Raw genomic sequence first — 15,022 nt, 5'->3', positions numbered from 1 at the left:
GATGACCACCCTCAGCAGACAACTGCGCGGCCAACTCAAGACAGCGATTGAACAGGCGCGGGAGGTCGCCGACGCGGCAGCGTGGGAGGTGATCGCGCGCGTCCGTGTTGCGGATGCCGATGTGCCCGCCGACTGGCCGGACGAGCGAAAGTCGCTGCGCAGGCGGCTACGCGCGCACGCGCGTTCGCTCGGTGACACGCGGGATGCCGCCGGGGCGATGACCACCGCCCGGCTGCAAGACGCGGCTTCCTATGAACTCTGGCACCGCATGCTGTTCGGCCGCTTCCTGGCCGAACGGGGGCTGCTGATCCATCCCGATCTTGGTGCGGCCCTCACCATCACCGAGTTGCGCGAGCTGGCGCAGGAAGAAGGCATCGCCGACGAATGGGCGCTGGCCGAGAGATTCGCGGCGCCCGGTCTGCCCGGCGTGTTCAAGCCGGATGATCCTGTTCTAGAGCTGCCGGTCGCGCCGGAGTTTTCGAACCGTCTGCGGGCAGTTTTGACCGGCCGGAGGACGTCTTCACAGCCGATGACAGCCTCGGCTGGACTTACCAGTTCTGGCGCGCGCTGGAGAAAGACGCCATCGACCGGTCGGGGAGGAAGATTGGCGCGGCGGAGCTGCCGGCTGTGACGCAGTTGTTCACCGAGTCCTACATGGTGAGGTTTCTGCTTCACAACACGCTGGGGGCATGGTGGGCCGGGAAAGTGCTGGCGCTCGATCCGAGCCTCGCCCACGACGCAGCGAATGAGGATGCGCTTCGCGCGGCTTGCGCCCTGCCGGGGATTGCTTGGGAGTACTTAAGGTTTGTCCGCGATGACGAGGGTACCGGGCCTTGGCGGCCTGCTGCAGGGACTTTCCCCGGATGGCCAAGACGTGCTGTCGAGATCACTTATTGCGATCCGTGCTGCGGCTCCGGTCATTTCCTCGTGGAAGCCTTCACCATCCTCGCCGCGCTTCGGCAGCGGGAGGAATCGCTTTCCGCTAGCGGTGCCGCCGTCGCCGTGCTGAGGGACAATTTGCACGGGTTGGAGTTGGATGGGCGCTGCGTGCAGATCGCAGCGTTCAATGTGGCGCTGGCGGCATGGAAGCTGGCGGGTGCGCCAATTCCGTTGCCGTCGCCGCATATCGCCTGGGTTGGCGCGCCGCCACCTATGTCGCGCACTGAGATGGCCGCCCTTGCCGACGGCGATTCGACTCTGCGGGGTGCTTTGGAAACGCTCTATGACCAGTTCGCACAGGGTCCCTTGCTCGGTAGCCTGTTGCAAGTTGGCGCTCGCGATTTGTTGGATGCCGATCTCCGCGAGCGTGGTGACGCGGCGTCGGCGAAATTGCGCGGTGCAGAGCCGGAGCGTTTGGAAGGTGCAATTGCGGCTCGGGGACTCCTTGATGCAGCTTCGCTAATTGGACGACGTTATTTTCTATTGGCAACCAATGTTCCGTTTCTGGGACGCGGCAAGCAGTCGCAAGGGTTAGCAGATTTCATTGATAAGTATATGCCAGAAGGCAAGGCCGATTTAGCGACCGCTATGCTCCAGCGAATGCGGCGCATGGCGATGCCTGATGGCGCAGTAGCTTCGGTAACACCCCAGAATTGGTTTTATCTGGGCGGTTACGAGAGACTGCGGCGGGACATTATTCTCAATGCGTCGTTTGCTGTCGTGGTAGATCTCGGTCCGGCAGCGTTCCAGGACATGAATTGGTGGGCAGCGCGGACAGCGCTTGTGGTTATCCACAATGTGAAGCCGGATGGAGGCGATAGTTGCTTGGCCATAGACGCAGATACCGGACGCGACCTCGAACGCAAACCGAGTATTCTTCGGGACGGAAATATACGGAAATTTCGACAAGCAGCCCAATTGCGAAACCCCGATGCGAGAATCGTTCTGGCGGAGCGCTCAGACTTAGCTCTTCTGAAGACCTACGCCGATAGTCGGTGGGGCCTTCGAACTTCCGATTCGCCTCGGTTTATAATTCAGTTTTGGGAGACTCCGGCAAAGCAACCTGGGTGGGATTTTTTGCAGTCATCTCCAACAGAGGAAAGTGAATTTACTGGAAAGCAACAAGCAGTATTTTGGCAATCGGGCGCCGGGGCTATTTATGATCTTTCCGAGGTGGGCGCGGCTAGTATTCAGGGAATGGATGCCTGGAAACGAAGGGGTATTGCGATCTCTCTGATGCGGACTCTCCCATGCGGTCTCTACGACGGGGAGATATTCGACAATAATTCCGCTGTCATATGGCCGCTAGATGAGAAGAATTACGAAGCAATCTGGTCATTTGTTAGTTCTGATCAATTTCGGACAGAAGTGCGAAAAATCCACCAACGGGTCAATCTAACCAATCAAACACTTCTCAAGGTGCCGTTCGATCTCGCTTACTGGAAAACGGTCGCCGACGAACGATATCCGGAGGGACTTCCTGAACCTTATTCCGACGATCCGACGCAATGGTTATTCCACGGTCATCCAGCTTTCGCTGCCAGAGGAACCGAACTCCATGTCGCGCTGGCGCGCCTTGCTGGATATCGCTGGCCAGCAGAGGACGACACAACGATGCATGTTTCCGATCTCGCGAAGGAGCGGATCGCGCTGGCTACCGCTCTGCCCGGCACTGATGCAGACGGGTTGCTGCCGCTTCATCCCCACAGCTCCGACCATCCCCTAGCCGATAGATTGCGCCATCTGCTGACAGCGGCCTTCGGTGCCGCTCTATCGCCCGTTCGCGAGCAGGCTCTCGTGCGCGCTGCCGACACCAAACTCGACAAGAAGGAAGCGCAGGACGCGACACTCGAAACTTGGCTGCGCGACCGCGCATTCCGACAGCACTGCGTCCTATTTCAGCACCGCCCGTTCCTCTGGCAGATCTGGGACGGGATGAAAGACGGTTTCTCGGCTTTTCTGCACTATCACCGCCTCGACAGCGCCGCACTCGGCACGCTGACCTACACCCTTCTCGGCGACTGGATTAGAACCGCGAAGGCTGAAGGCCAGACTGCACTCCAGGAACGCGCCGAACAGCTCCAGCAGAAGCTGGCCAGAATCATCGAGGGTGAGAACCCCTACGACATCTTCGTCCGCTGGAAACCGCTCGCCCGCCAACCGGTCGGCTGGGACCCGGATCTCAACGACGGCGTGCGCCTCAACATCCGCCCATTCATGACCGCCGGCATCCTCCGTGAGCAACCAAAGGGCATTCACTGGCGCAAGGACCGGGGCAGCGATCTGGCCTCCGCCCCCTGGTACAAACTCGGGCTCGACTATGGTGGCAAACCTAGCGATCGTATCAACGATCATCACACGACCCTGGCCGAAAAGCGGGCGGCACGAGGACCCCCATGAGCGCCAGCCAGCCCGAACTGTTCCCGGAGCAATCTTCGCCAACCGCGCTGCGCGTCGAAGACTTCATCCGCACCCTTCTCGCGGGTCCGGCTCGCCCGTCGGCCAGCGAATTACTGCGCGTGATAGAGAGCGCCCTCTCGCCTAATGCCCGACCGCATTTCGAGCCCACGCTCAACCGGCTTGGCAACGACAAGTCGCTGCGCCGCGCGGATACCGCGTATCTGCAATCTATGCTGGCCGACGGCAGCGCAGCCGCTGCCTTGCGCGGAGAGGGCAAAGCCGACGACGAGACGGTCTCCTCCATTGATGCCTTGCTTCGACAGACCGCCCTCTACCGCTCATCGGCGGAATTCAAGGATATGGTGGCCTTCATGGGCCGCTTTCGCGATTACGCGCCTTACAACGTGATGCTGGTGCGGCTGCAAAACCCCAGTTGTGGGTTCTTTGCAACCCAGACTGATTGGTGGAAGCGCCATAAGCGTCATCTCATCGATGACGCGAAGCCAATGCTGATCCTCGCTCCGATGCATCCGGTGATGCTGGTCTACGCGCTCGATCAGACCGCCGGAACGGAAGTGCCCAAGCAGCTACTGGAGTTCGCGCGCTTCGAGGGGGAGTGGAACCCGAAATGGCTGGCAAACCTCGTTGAGAACGCGGCTCGGCGCCGGATCGGCGTGGCCCTCAAGGAACTCTCATCCACCCATGCCGGCCGCGCGACGAATGATCCCGGGATCGATGGCTGGAAAATGCGCATCACACTGCATGACAAGCTGGACGAACCGAGCCAGTTTGGCGTCCTCGTGCACGAGATGGCGCACGTATTGCTCGGTCACCTCGGCACCGATTACGATCACTGGTGGCCCGGGCGGTTCAACGTGGACAACGCCTCCGCCGAGATCGAAGCAGAAAGCGTGGCGCATATCGTGGCGGCTCGGTTCGGCCTGTATGGATCGAGTGCCGCTTATCTTTCGGGATATCTCGCCGACACGGGAATTCCACAGGGCGTCTCGATCGATCTAATCGCCAAGGTCGCAGGCGAAATCGAACGTATGGCAAAGGGCCTGCTGCCAGCGCCAAAGCCCCGGCCTCCCAAGCCCGAGAAGAAGAAATGACGACGCCGCTCGACTCACTAGCTGATGCGCTTATGGCGTGCCGCGCCTTCGCGTCTGGGGCCGAGGCGGCGCCGGAAGCGATCCTTTGGTGTGATCTGAATGGCGAGTTCGCCTCCGTGATGCCGGCGCTGCGCGCCAGGCTGCCACATCTGCTGACTTTCGGGACCTATGATGCCGTCGCGCGCACCGGACCCGCGCTATGGCTGCGCGCCGCCGCCGCGCGCCAGGTGACAAGCGTGGACTGGCCGAAGAGCGAGCCGCCGGTGATCTACCTGCCGCGCTACGGCAGGGAGGTGCTACGCGGGGCTGAGGAGTGCCCGACGGACCTGCAACCGCTCGTCTGGTTCGCCGTGACCGGGGTGTTCTTTGGTCAGCCTAAGCAGGCGCGGGACTGGACCCTGCGCGGCTTCCTGTCGGCGCAATTCAGCCCGGTCGGCCTAACGATTCCCGAGGATAAAGCCACCCGCGAGGCGCTGTCCCGCGCGGCTGCCCGCCTGTTCGTTGAACCGTCGAACGTGCTGAAGGGTCGCGTACTGGATGCCGCAGCGCTGGATGGGTTGCTGGTGCCCGATCCCAACCTGGACATGCTGCGCTGGCTGGATGAAACTCTGACACCGGAAAGCGATCCGGCTCGTTTCGATGCCTTCGCCTCCCTTGCCGCCAAGAAGCTGGGCCTCGATCCACGCAAGAAACCGCGGCAGGACGCCGCCGCCAGGTTGGCCAAGCGCGAGAAAGGCTGGTCCGACGTGTGGGATCGGTTCGAGCAAGGCAACGGCGGCTACGAAGGCGTGGTGAAGTTGCTTGCCATGGAACAGCCGCAAGACTTGATCGCTCTGCCCGAAACCTACCCGGCCGAAAATGCCCGCCGTGAGATGGCGCTGCGCAAGAGCCTCAGCGACCTCGCCACCAAGCCGCAGGCTGAGGCGGTCAAGGCGGTGCTGGCCCTGGAAACCGACCATGGGTGGCGGCGTGAAACCGTTTGGGCGAGGCGTGGCGAGGCCAAGCTCGCAGAGGCGTTGCGGCACTTGGCTATGATCGCTAGGGCTTCCGCGCTTCCAGACAACGAGCCCGCCGTCATGGCGGAGACCTATGCCGCCGATGGCTGGAAGATCGACGCCGCCGCCGTGGCGGCACTCGAGATAGCGCGGACAGGGGAATACCGCGATGCGGTCACCACCGCTTTGAGGGCGGTTTATCTGCCTTGGCTTGATGCCGGTGCTGCGGCGCTGCAAGCGCTCGCCGCGGAGGGCAAGATCCCATTCGCCTACCCTGCGACGCCGCCGAAGCCGCCTGAAAATGCCGCGCTGATCTTCGTCGACGGGATGCGCATGGACGTGGCGCAGCGGCTGAGCGGCGTTCTGCAGGCGCAGGGGGCAGAGGTCACGTTCGGCTGGCGCTGGTCGGGATTTCCGACGGTCACCGCCACCTGCAAACCGCTCGCCAGTCCGGCCGCCGGCGCGTTCGTCGGCGGTGTGGTCGAAGCACTTACGCCGGCGTCCGAGGGCAAGCCGGTTACGAAGCCCATCCTGACCAAAGCCATAACGGCCGCCGGGTGGGCCTTGACGGAGACGCTACTGGGCGCCGCCCCCTGCTGGCTTGAGGTGGGACGCTTCGATGAAGAAGGGCATTCGCTGGGCGCGCGCTTGGCCGAGCGTATTGCTGACGGCGTCGCCGAAATTGCCGAAGTCGTCTTGCGCCTGGCCCGGCAAGGTCGTCGGGTACGGATTGTCACCGATCATGGCTGGCTGCTGATGCCGGGCGGGTTGCCCTTTGCGGAGTTGCATTCCGGGATGACGGCCCCGAGTGCGCGCGGCAACCGGATCGCCACCCTGAAAGATGGGGCATCCACGAACTACGCGCTGCTGCCATGGAGTTGGAACAAAAACGTGCTGCTGGCAACACCACCCGGTGCACGCGCCTTCTACAACGGCACTGAATACGCGCATGGCGGAGTCAGTCCCCAGGAATGCGTGCTGCCCGTGATCGACGTAACAGCCGATGCCGTCGCACCCGCATTGTCGATCAGTGCGACGTGGCAGCGGCTGCGCCTGCGGGTCGAGGTCAGGGGCGGTGCTGCGATGATGCTCGACGTTCGGTTGGCCTCCGACCCCTATGGTCCGAGCCTGCTGCCGAAGGGCGCGCGCACGTTGGACGATGTGGGGCAAGTGAATATTTTGCTTTCCGACGAACATGTCGGCAAAGAGGTTTGCCTTGTCGTTCATCCCGCCGGAGCTCCATCCGACTTGAGGGCGAAGCTGACCACCAAGATCGAAGGCTGAGCGGGGATGCTGGAACTCGACGATCTCGACAAGAAGGTAACCACGGCATTCGAAGGACATCTCGTCCGCAAAGATCTCGTGCGCCGGTTCCGGGGCCAGTTCCCGGTGCCGACCTACGTCGTGGAATTCATGCTTGGCCGCTACTGCGCCAGCACCGATCCCACCGAGATCGAGGAAGGCGTGGAGATGGTGCAGCAGCAGCTCACCGCCCGCACCGTCCGCGCAGGTGAGGAAGAGCTGTTCAAGGCCAAGGCGCGCGATAACAGCTCGGTAAAGATGATTGACATCGTCACTGCCCGGCTCGACGCCAAGAGCGACAGCTACCTGGCCAGCTTGCCGAGCATGCGCCTGACCGATGTGCGCATCGGTGACAAGCTGGTGCGCGACCATGATCGCATGTTGACCGGCGGCTTCTACGCCGAAGTCGAAGTCGGCTACGACGCCGCGATCGCACAGGAAAAAGGAGGGCGGCCGTTCGAAATCCTAACCCTGCGGGAAATTCAACTTTCTACACGCGACATTCTTGACCGCATCGCGACTGGCCGGGCGACCCTGAGTACCGCTGAGTGGAAGGAGCTTTTGTTGCGCAGTGTCGGGTTAGAGCCATCGACGCTCAGTGCACGCGCTCGTGATGTGTCGTTGCTACGCATGGTTCCGTTCGTCGAGAGCAATTACAACCTCGTCGAGCTAGGCCCTCGGGGCACCGGCAAGAGCCATCTCTTCCAGCAAGTTTCGCCCTATGCCCATCTGGTTTCCGGCGGAAAAGCGACTGTTGCGCGGATGTTTGTCAACATGGCCAACGGACAACGCGGGCTCGTTTGCCAGTATGACGTAGTTTGCTTCGATGAAGTTTCCGGCATTTCCTTCGACAGCAAAGACGGCGTCAATATCATGAAGGGTTACATGGAGAGTGGTGAGTTCTCGCGTGGCCGCGAGAGCATTCGTGCTGAGGGCAGCATTGTACTCGTCGGCAATTTTGAAGTGGACGTGCAGCACCAACAGCGTATCGGCCATCTATTCGGACCGTTGCCACAGGAAATGCGCAACGATACAGCCTTCATGGACCGCATTCATGGCTATCTGCCAGGTTGGGATATCCCGAAAGTCAGCCTCGCCGTCTTCACTGACCATTTTGGGTTGGTGAGTGACGTGCTTTCAGAGTGCTTCTCACGCCTGCGCTCGCAATCTCGCGCGGGAGTGATGCAGGGGCGGGTGCATCTCGGTGGCGCGCTATCGGGGCGCGATACCAACGCCGTCAATAAGACTGTCTCTGGCCTTATCAAGCTGCTGTATCCGAGTCCCGATCTGCCGGTCTCCGATGAAGACCTCGAATGGGCGATTCGGCTGGCGCTCGAAGTGCGGCGACGGGTGAAAGAACAGCAAAAAAGAATCGGCTCCGCCGAGTTCCGCAATACCCAGTTCAGCTATGCAATGGGGCTCGACGGCGTTGAGAAGTTCGTCGCCACGCCTGAACTGCAAAGCGAGGACAGCGTCGGTTCTGACCCGTTGCCGCCAGGCCAGGTTTGGGCGATCAGCCCAGGCGGCCAGGATGAGGCCGTTGGCCTGTTCCGCATCGAAGTGAACGAAGGGCCTGGCGGCACGGTGCGCATTCTGAATCAGTCGCCACCCGCGCCGTTCAAGGAGAGCGTCAATATGGCGGCCCAGAACTTATATGCGCGTAGCCGCGAGCTCGCTGGCGACCGCAATCCGCGCGAGCACGAATTCACCGTCCAACTGCGCAGCTTTGATGCCGCCAAATTAGGTGCGCAGACTGGCGTGCCGGTCTTGCTGGCGCTGGCATCGGCGTTGCTGGGCACGGCAATGAAGGGTGGGTTGGCAGTCGTGGGCGGTATCAACCTCGGAGGCTCCATCGAACCCATCTACAACCCGATAGACGTTGTTGAGCATGCGCTTTCGAAGGGGGCTACGACCCTGCTCATGCCGGTTTCATGCAGGAGAGGGCTGGTGGACTTGTCTGACGACGTGGCAACGAAGGTGCAGGTGCTCTTCTACGCCGACGCGGCCGACGCTCTGCGGAAGGCACTCCACGAATGAGCATTCTGATCGCGGTTCTGCCCAGGGCAGGCTACTGCTCTGAGCGGCCTGAGACATAGGTGACATTTCGTACCGGAGATATGGGTTCCCGGGCAAGACTACCCGGATGAGGCATGTGCCCTGATGAGATAGCCGCCCCAAGCTTCTCTTGGGGCGGTCCACTCACCCGAGTAGCCCGATTATCCCCGGAAAATTTCCTATCAAGGGTTGCATCTTGTCTGCCGGGAACTCACGCTGAGGTTGTCATCCTCCGAATCCACTGGGGTCGCATATGGCGGAATTTTCTGCCGATAAGCCTTGCCGCATTCTCAGTCTCGATGGCGGCGGCGCAAAGGGTTTTTACACTCTCGGCGTTCTGCGCGAGATCGAGGGTTTAATCAATTGCCGGATCCACGAGCGATTTGACCTGATCTTCGGGACGAGCACGGGCGCGATCATCGCGGCTCTACTTGCCCTCGGAAAAACGGTCAAAGAGATCAGCGACCTTTACGAAAAGCATGTGCCGACAATTATGCAGAAAAAGTCGGCAGCCGGGAAGTCGCAAGCATTAGCTGCGCTTGGAAAGGAGATTTTTGGTGATGTCAAATTCGACAAAATGAAGACGGGTGTGGGCATCGTTACCACCAAGTGGGTGATTGAACGGCCCATGATCTTCAAAACGAGTATCGAACAAGCCCATGGGCGCCTGGGTACATTCTTTCCTGGGTTCGGCGTGACGGTCTCCGACGCTGTCCAGGCTTCTTGCTCGGCCTACCCGTTCTTCAACCGCAAGACGGTAAAGACGGAACAGGGCGACATCGTGGAGCTCATAGACGGCGGATACTGCGCAAATAATCCGACGCTGTACGCCATCGCCGATGCAATCATGGCGCTCAAATTGCCGCCTGAGCATATCCGCGTCGTGAGCGTTGGAGTCGGCGTGTATCCCGCTCCGAAGGCTTCATGGTTCAGCAAAACCAAATGGGCGCAGAAGCTGATCAGCGTGCAGCTCCTTCAGAAGACGTTGGAAATCAACACCCAGTCAATGGACCAATTGCGGCACATCTTGTTCAAGCACGTCCCCACGGTGCGCGTGAACGATACGTTCGAGCAGCCGGAAATGGCAACGGACCTGTTTGAACACAACTTGACGAAGCTGAACATACTTCGTCAGCGCGGATCAGAATCGTATGCCAAACACGAATTGGAACTACAGAAGCTTCTTGCATAGGAATGACATGACCAATGCCGATTTCAGAAAGCCAGCTCGAGACTTGGGCCAAGCAAGGTCCTACATCGCAGTTCACTTCGACGTATGATACGCTCAAGGGCGCGCTCAACGACACCAACTCGCCCTATTACCTAAAGAGCTTCGGTATTTTTCTGCAGGGTTCATATAAGAACGACACCAACGTCTACGGTGACAGCGATGTTGACGTTGTGATCCGGCTGGATTCCATTTTCTATACCGATCTCGATTTCCTCACGGAAGAAGAAAAAGCGCGGTACAGCTCTCAACGAGTCGGGGGGTCGTATTCGCTCGACGAGTTCAAGGCATCCGTTCTCGCCTGGCTGAAGAAGAAATTTAGTACCGATGTACAAGAGGGGAAGAAGGCCATATTCATTAAAGGAAGCGGGTCACGTCGTGACGCGGATGTCCTCGTTTGTGCGAGGCTGCGCCGGTACTACACGTACCCGGAACACGGAACCCCGCGAGTTGTGGAGGGTATCTGCTTCTGGCCGCCTAGCGGCTCCCGGATAGAGAACTATCCCGAGAAGCACAGCGAGAACTGTACCCGCAAGCACCAGGATACGAAGAGCTGGTTTAAGCCGACTGCCCGCATCTTCAAGAACCTGCGAAATACCATGATCGAAAAGAAGATCATCCGCGACGATCTGGCACCGTCGTACTTCGTTGAGGGCATGCTCTACAACGTACCGGATCATCGGTACGGCGGCACTGAACAGCTGAATTTCAAAGATGTCTTGGAGTGGCTGCTGGCTGCGGACCGCAGCAAATTCTTGTGCGCGAACGAGCAGTTCTATCTGCTTGGCAACTCGAACGTGACGTGGCCAGCCGATAACTGCACGGCCTTCCTGAACGCAGTGAAGAAATACTGGGATGCGGCCTGAAAACGGACTCGGGTTCCGTGGCCTGGGGCCTATTCCCGGCATGCGTTGGAGTTCCAGTACCAAGGTCACCCCCGCGGCGGGGTTCATAGAGCCTGCTGCCAACAGTCACCAAGCGTGCGCCCACCGGCCCGGATTGGATTTTCGAGATCAAGCACGATGGCTACCGACTAAACGGTCCGGAAGCACCAATATTCAGTGCGGATAACACCCAGCACAACCTCAATCGTCAAACGTTTCTAGGCGAACAACATCGTACATCATAATCGATGTCACCTTGTTACCCTTTTTCGGGCACGGGCGCGGACGACTGTGATCGCGAACTAAGCAAAAAACATCGGCGCGCTCTATTGTTTGAGAGTTTCACCTTGTCACCTTGTTCGCGGCAGTGCGAGACAGGCCGGCCGGCTCCCTTCACTCCTCATATTGCCGAAAATCAACGGTTCGCAAACCATCCGCCCTCTCTGCTAAGCTTGCTAACGATTTCGCAAATCGCCCCGTGCACAGTCCCACTGACAACAGCAACGGGGGGTCCTATGAGTAGGATGGCAGTCTTAGAAAACGTGCGTCGATATCGCACTATTGCTTCGCTATGCCGGCAGACTGCGGCGTTCCGTCCTGCTCAAAAATGGACGCTCTTGGAGCAGGCATTTGAGTGGGAGCGTCTCGCGATGACGGAGCTCGACACATACTTCTCCGTTCGCGGCACCACGTCGCGATGGGATGTAGCTGCCGCTGCTTGAAAGCTGCCAAAGGTAACAAGGTCAAACCCTTCGTGCCGGACGGCGCTCCGTAGTTCGTACCTCGACCGCTTGGGATGCCTTCGTCGGCCGTGAAATCCCTGGATTACCAGTTAGGCACTTTCATGCCTGAACCCTAGCTCTTCCTGATCCGCCCTTTCCCATCGCATTCCTTGCAAGGTGGTGGGTATATCCTGCGGTTGGGTTGGGGCGGTTGTTTCACAGCCTGATGTCCCGTGCCGTTGAAAGCCGGACACTTTTCCTCAACAGGAGCAGCATTCTTCATCGCTCTCTCCCCTTGCGCGGCGGGCCGACCGATTCAGTCGTCTTTCGACTTAGCAGCCTCTCTCGCCAATCGTTCGACCTTCAATCGCTCCAGGTTTTTGCGCAGCGCCATCTGTTCCTTTTCGTATTCGGTAAGGGGCCTATCCGATGGACGGAACGTGTTGCTTGCTTCTTTTTCGCGTTTACTCATGACCTGACCTCCGAGACCGGCACATTACGCCGTTTCTTCGATGGACCGCCGGTGCGGGCAAATTACCGATCCGACATCGCGTCGCAACGCGAGATGCGAATTAACCTTGATGGTCGCGCTGCCCGTTAATTTAGGAACTTCAACTTCTCTGACATGCGGCGCCCCCGATCGTCAAAGGTGGCAAGGTACAACCTTTTTTGCGCCAACAACATCAAGCGCCATGAGCGATTTCACTTCGCCGCAACGGCCCGCGGTGTCGCCATCGGTTATTAAAACGGCTATCCAACACCCGCGCGACTAGCGATGCCAAACTGCGGCGGCTCAGCCCTTCAAATCATATTCAGCTTTCAACCGCGCAGCGATCCGCTCCACCATTTCGCGACGCTCCGCATCGTCGACGTTTCCTTCTTGTAGAACTTGGACCTTCCAACTGTCGCCGTCAGGCTGAACCGAAAAGGACATATCGGTCGGATCATCGCAAATGTCCTCCATTTCCACCTTGATCGAGGCTTCGAGTTCGGCACCAGTCTTGCTTGGTTTTTTCATTGAGTCCTCTCCGCCTACTGCGGTCCACAGACATACAACGCGCCCAACGCGTTTCTGCTCAGTTGCTAAGTTAATACTTTCTTAAGATTTACTTTTTGGGGGTTCTATCTGCGCCGCGCACGTCTTCGCGCGCGCGAGGGGGGCCGCCTGTCCATGCTCCCCAGGGGGTGAAATTACCCCCGTCAGCCTCTGCAAACCCAGAATCCTCGTTCGGCGCGGCGATGGCGTGCGCCCGCAACACGGCCGCACTAACCGCAATAGCGAGGTAGTGTCATGAAGCGAGACGTCTACGAGGATGTATCGAGGCGCATTGTTGCAGAACTGGAAGCCGGCGCCGCACCGTGGATCAAGCCATGGTCGGCAAGTCCTGGCGCAAACACCCCGTGCAACGCTGCGACGAATCGGCCCTATTCGGGGTGCAACGTCGTCCTGCTGTGGATGGGGCGGGCCGCCGGCTATCAGACGCCGCGTTTTCTGACGTTCAAGCAGGCGTTGGACTTGGGCGGCAACGTCCGCAAGGGCGAGCACGGCACCAAGGTGTATCTCGTGAAGCAGCTACAGGTCCGCGACAAGGGCGCGGACGATGAGACCGCAACACGCCTTGTGCCGATGCTGCGGGAATACACCGTGTTCAACGTCGACCAGTGCGAGAACCTACCCGCGCGGGTCGTGACGCTTGGTGATGTGAAGCCGCGCAACGCGGATGAACGCGACGCCACGATTGATGAGTTCCTGGTCGGCAGCGGCGCCACCATCCGGGAAGGGTTTGGCGAAGCCTACTACCGGCCCGGCGATGATTCCGTCAGCCTGCCTCGATTTGCAGCCTTCAAGAACGCTGCGCATTTCTATTCGACTGCTTTTCATGAGCTTGGTCACTGGACTGGTCACAAGTCGCGGTTGGCACGTGATCTGCGCCACCGCTTCGGCGAGAGGGCGTATGCCGCTGAGGAACTGGTCGCCGAACTCTGCTCAGCCTTTCTGTGTGCCGAGTTTTCGATCGACGGCGATCTGCGCCATGCGGGCTACATCCAAAACTGGATTGGCCTCCTGAAGGCCGATAGCCGGGCGTTCTTCACGGCATGCAGCAAGGCACAAGCCGCCGCCGACTACCTCCGCGGCTTGGCGCTATCTGACCGGCAAAGCGACGCCGCTTAGGGCGTCGTCAACACGACCAAGCCGGGCCCTGCGCGCTGCGCGACGCGGCTAAGGCATCCCGAGCGGAGTGGCTGCAACGACTGGCGTACGCCTGCCCTGTCGTCCACTTCGCGAGCAACCTTCCAACCGTCAAAGGAGGAGGCTTCTGTGTCACAGCCCATTGCTCCTGATACCAAGCGGCGCGCGGCGCACGAACCGATCTACGACATCCACCCGCGAACCGGTGCCACCATCGAAGTATTCTACGCCGACCGGACGCTGGAAACTTTCGGCAGAAGCGGCGCTGGCTGGTTTTGGTGGCCTCGCCAGCGCGGCTTTTCACCAGATGGCTCGCCCCCCACTGGCCCATTTGCTACCAGCTACGCAGCGTATCGCCACGCCTTCGAGGAACCCAACGATCATAGCCGGCTTGGGGACCGATATGGGGACCGCATATCATATTAAGTGGAATACTTCAATTAAAAGAGTAATTTAGTGTCGTACAATGGCGGAGAGAGTGGGATTCGAACCCACGGTACGGTTTCCCGCACACACGCTTTCCAAGCGTGCGCCTTAAGCCACTCGGCCATCTCTCCGGAGGCCCTCTCTTGAAGGGGCAGGCCGCATTTTGCAAGGGAGCGCGGGCGCGGGGATTGAAATTTCCCTAATTATTTGAATATGCTACGTAATTTAGAATGGCTGGCGGCCGCGGCCGGGGCGCCTCGTAAATCCATGAACCCGAATCCGGCTGATGCCGACGACCATTAAGGGCAAATCAATTGGCGGAGGGCGGCATGATCATAACCCGGACGATCGTTTTCGCGATTTGCGTGGTTGCGGCCACCGCCGGCGCGGCCGGCCCGGCGATGGCGCAGGCCTGCACCAGGCAGGGCGTCGATGTGACCTGCGACGATGGCCGGCGCGGCGTCTTCACGGGAGATGCGATCATCTGGGCCGACGGGACCCGCTCGAACCTGGCCTCGCCGCATCCGAGCGTCATCATCGGCAACAAGTCGTCAGTGGTCGTCGGACAGGGCGTGTTCGTCGGCCAGGGCAAGGGCGTCGTGCCGATGGAAAACCCAAGCGACCCGCGCAAGGCGCGTTGCCCGGTGCTCGATGGCGTGTCGTATTGTTATTAGGGCGCGAAATCAGATCGAACCGACGCAAACTATCCCCGTCACCCCGGCCGTGCCATCCTTCGAGGCTCGCGGAGCCTGTGATCGGGCGCGCATT

12 protein-coding genes and 1 tRNA gene are annotated in these 15,022 nt (G+C 59.9%); 10 read left to right on the top strand and 3 right to left on the bottom strand.

What is annotated here, in order from left to right; all coding sequences use genetic code 11:
* Position 1: 1 nt before the first annotated feature.
* The 8 genes from NL528_RS02920 to NL528_RS02885 all read left to right on the top strand — a co-directional run bounded on the left by NL528_RS02920 (position 2) and on the right by NL528_RS02885 (position 11,637).
* Entirely contained in the window at positions 2-631 is a 630-nt protein-coding gene (locus NL528_RS02920; RefSeq protein WP_309181230.1) for a hypothetical protein, read from the top strand.
* On the top strand, positions 628-3,339 hold the full coding sequence (locus NL528_RS02915; protein WP_309181229.1) for an N-6 DNA methylase: 2,712 nt from the start codon (positions 628-630) through the stop codon (positions 3,337-3,339). The genes NL528_RS02920 and NL528_RS02915 overlap by 4 nt, the downstream gene beginning before the upstream one ends.
* Complete coding sequence (locus NL528_RS02910) at positions 3,336-4,451, top strand: hypothetical protein (RefSeq protein WP_309181228.1); 1,116 nt, start codon at positions 3,336-3,338, stop codon at positions 4,449-4,451. The genes NL528_RS02915 and NL528_RS02910 overlap by 4 nt, the downstream gene beginning before the upstream one ends.
* The gene (gene pglZ, locus NL528_RS02905) at positions 4,448-6,730 is read left to right on the top strand and encodes a BREX-1 system phosphatase PglZ type B (protein ID WP_309181227.1); all 2,283 of its coding nucleotides are present in this window, start codon (positions 4,448-4,450) and stop codon (positions 6,728-6,730) included. Before NL528_RS02910 ends, pglZ begins: the two co-directional genes overlap by 4 nt.
* A gap of 6 nt (positions 6,731-6,736) precedes the next feature.
* Positions 6,737-8,785, top strand: coding sequence for a BREX system Lon protease-like protein BrxL (brxL, locus tag NL528_RS02900; protein WP_309181226.1), 2,049 nt, complete (start codon positions 6,737-6,739; stop codon positions 8,783-8,785).
* A gap of 271 nt (positions 8,786-9,056) precedes the next feature.
* Positions 9,057-9,995 (top strand): patatin-like phospholipase family protein, encoded by a 939-nt coding sequence (locus NL528_RS02895; RefSeq protein WP_309181225.1) that lies wholly within the window; start codon positions 9,057-9,059, stop codon positions 9,993-9,995.
* 14 nt (positions 9,996-10,009) lie between these two features.
* Entirely contained in the window at positions 10,010-10,897 is an 888-nt protein-coding gene (locus NL528_RS02890; RefSeq protein ID WP_309181224.1) for a nucleotidyltransferase, read from the top strand.
* 533 nt (positions 10,898-11,430) lie between these two features.
* On the top strand, positions 11,431-11,637 hold the full coding sequence (locus NL528_RS02885; protein WP_309181223.1) for a hypothetical protein: 207 nt from the start codon (positions 11,431-11,433) through the stop codon (positions 11,635-11,637).
* Positions 11,638-11,953: 316 nt separating this feature from the next.
* Here the strand turns inward: NL528_RS02885 and NL528_RS02880 are convergent, their stop codons facing one another.
* Entirely contained in the window at positions 11,954-12,109 is a 156-nt protein-coding gene (locus tag NL528_RS02880; protein WP_309181222.1) for a hypothetical protein, read from the bottom strand.
* A 321-nt stretch (positions 12,110-12,430) separates the two neighbouring features.
* The gene (locus tag NL528_RS02875; RefSeq protein WP_309181221.1) at positions 12,431-12,655 is read right to left on the bottom strand and encodes a hypothetical protein; all 225 of its coding nucleotides are present in this window, start codon (positions 12,653-12,655) and stop codon (positions 12,431-12,433) included.
* Positions 12,656-12,928: 273 nt separating this feature from the next.
* Here NL528_RS02875 and NL528_RS02870 point away from each other — a divergent pair, with 273 nt between their 5' ends.
* A complete protein-coding gene (locus NL528_RS02870) occupies positions 12,929-13,810 on the top strand; it encodes a zincin-like metallopeptidase domain-containing protein (RefSeq protein WP_309181220.1) in 882 nt (293 codons plus the stop codon).
* Positions 13,811-14,295: 485 nt separating this feature from the next.
* Here NL528_RS02870 and NL528_RS02865 read toward each other — a convergent pair.
* Positions 14,296-14,385 (bottom strand) — tRNA-Ser (locus NL528_RS02865).
* A 198-nt stretch (positions 14,386-14,583) separates the two neighbouring features.
* On the opposite strand from NL528_RS02865, the gene NL528_RS02860 reads away from it, so the two are divergent.
* Positions 14,584-14,928 carry a hypothetical protein gene (locus NL528_RS02860; RefSeq protein WP_375143978.1) on the top strand — a complete coding sequence of 115 codons (345 nt, stop codon included), beginning with the start codon at positions 14,584-14,586 and terminating at the stop codon, positions 14,926-14,928.
* Positions 14,929-15,022 lie beyond the last annotated feature (94 nt).

Origin of the sequence: Bradyrhizobium sp. Ash2021 (assembly GCF_031202265.1) — a bacterium.
Lineage (GTDB): Bacteria > Pseudomonadota > Alphaproteobacteria > Rhizobiales > Xanthobacteraceae > Bradyrhizobium.
This window is presented reverse-complemented; position numbering and strand designations above follow the sequence as displayed.

Excerpts from the sequence above, each read along its gene's own strand:
- NL528_RS02920 (WP_309181230.1), top strand. The coding sequence starts at position 2 with ATGACCACCCTCAGCAGACAACTGCGCGGCCAACTCAAGACAGCGATT.
- NL528_RS02885 (WP_309181223.1), top strand. The coding sequence starts at position 11,431 with ATGAGTAGGATGGCAGTCTTAGAAAACGTGCGTCGATATCGCACTATT.
- NL528_RS02910 (WP_309181228.1), top strand. The coding sequence starts at position 3,336 with ATGAGCGCCAGCCAGCCCGAACTGTTCCCGGAGCAATCTTCGCCAACC.
- NL528_RS02870 (WP_309181220.1), top strand. The coding sequence starts at position 12,929 with ATGAAGCGAGACGTCTACGAGGATGTATCGAGGCGCATTGTTGCAGAA.
- NL528_RS02890 (WP_309181224.1), top strand. The coding sequence starts at position 10,010 with ATGCCGATTTCAGAAAGCCAGCTCGAGACTTGGGCCAAGCAAGGTCCT.
- NL528_RS02860 (WP_375143978.1), top strand. The coding sequence starts at position 14,584 with ATGATCATAACCCGGACGATCGTTTTCGCGATTTGCGTGGTTGCGGCC.
- NL528_RS02875 (WP_309181221.1), bottom strand. The coding sequence starts at position 12,655 with ATGAAAAAACCAAGCAAGACTGGTGCCGAACTCGAAGCCTCGATCAAG.
- NL528_RS02880 (WP_309181222.1), bottom strand. The coding sequence starts at position 12,109 with ATGAGTAAACGCGAAAAAGAAGCAAGCAACACGTTCCGTCCATCGGAT.
- brxL (WP_309181226.1), top strand. The coding sequence starts at position 6,737 with ATGCTGGAACTCGACGATCTCGACAAGAAGGTAACCACGGCATTCGAA.
- NL528_RS02895 (WP_309181225.1), top strand. The coding sequence starts at position 9,057 with ATGGCGGAATTTTCTGCCGATAAGCCTTGCCGCATTCTCAGTCTCGAT.
- pglZ (WP_309181227.1), top strand. The coding sequence starts at position 4,448 with ATGACGACGCCGCTCGACTCACTAGCTGATGCGCTTATGGCGTGCCGC.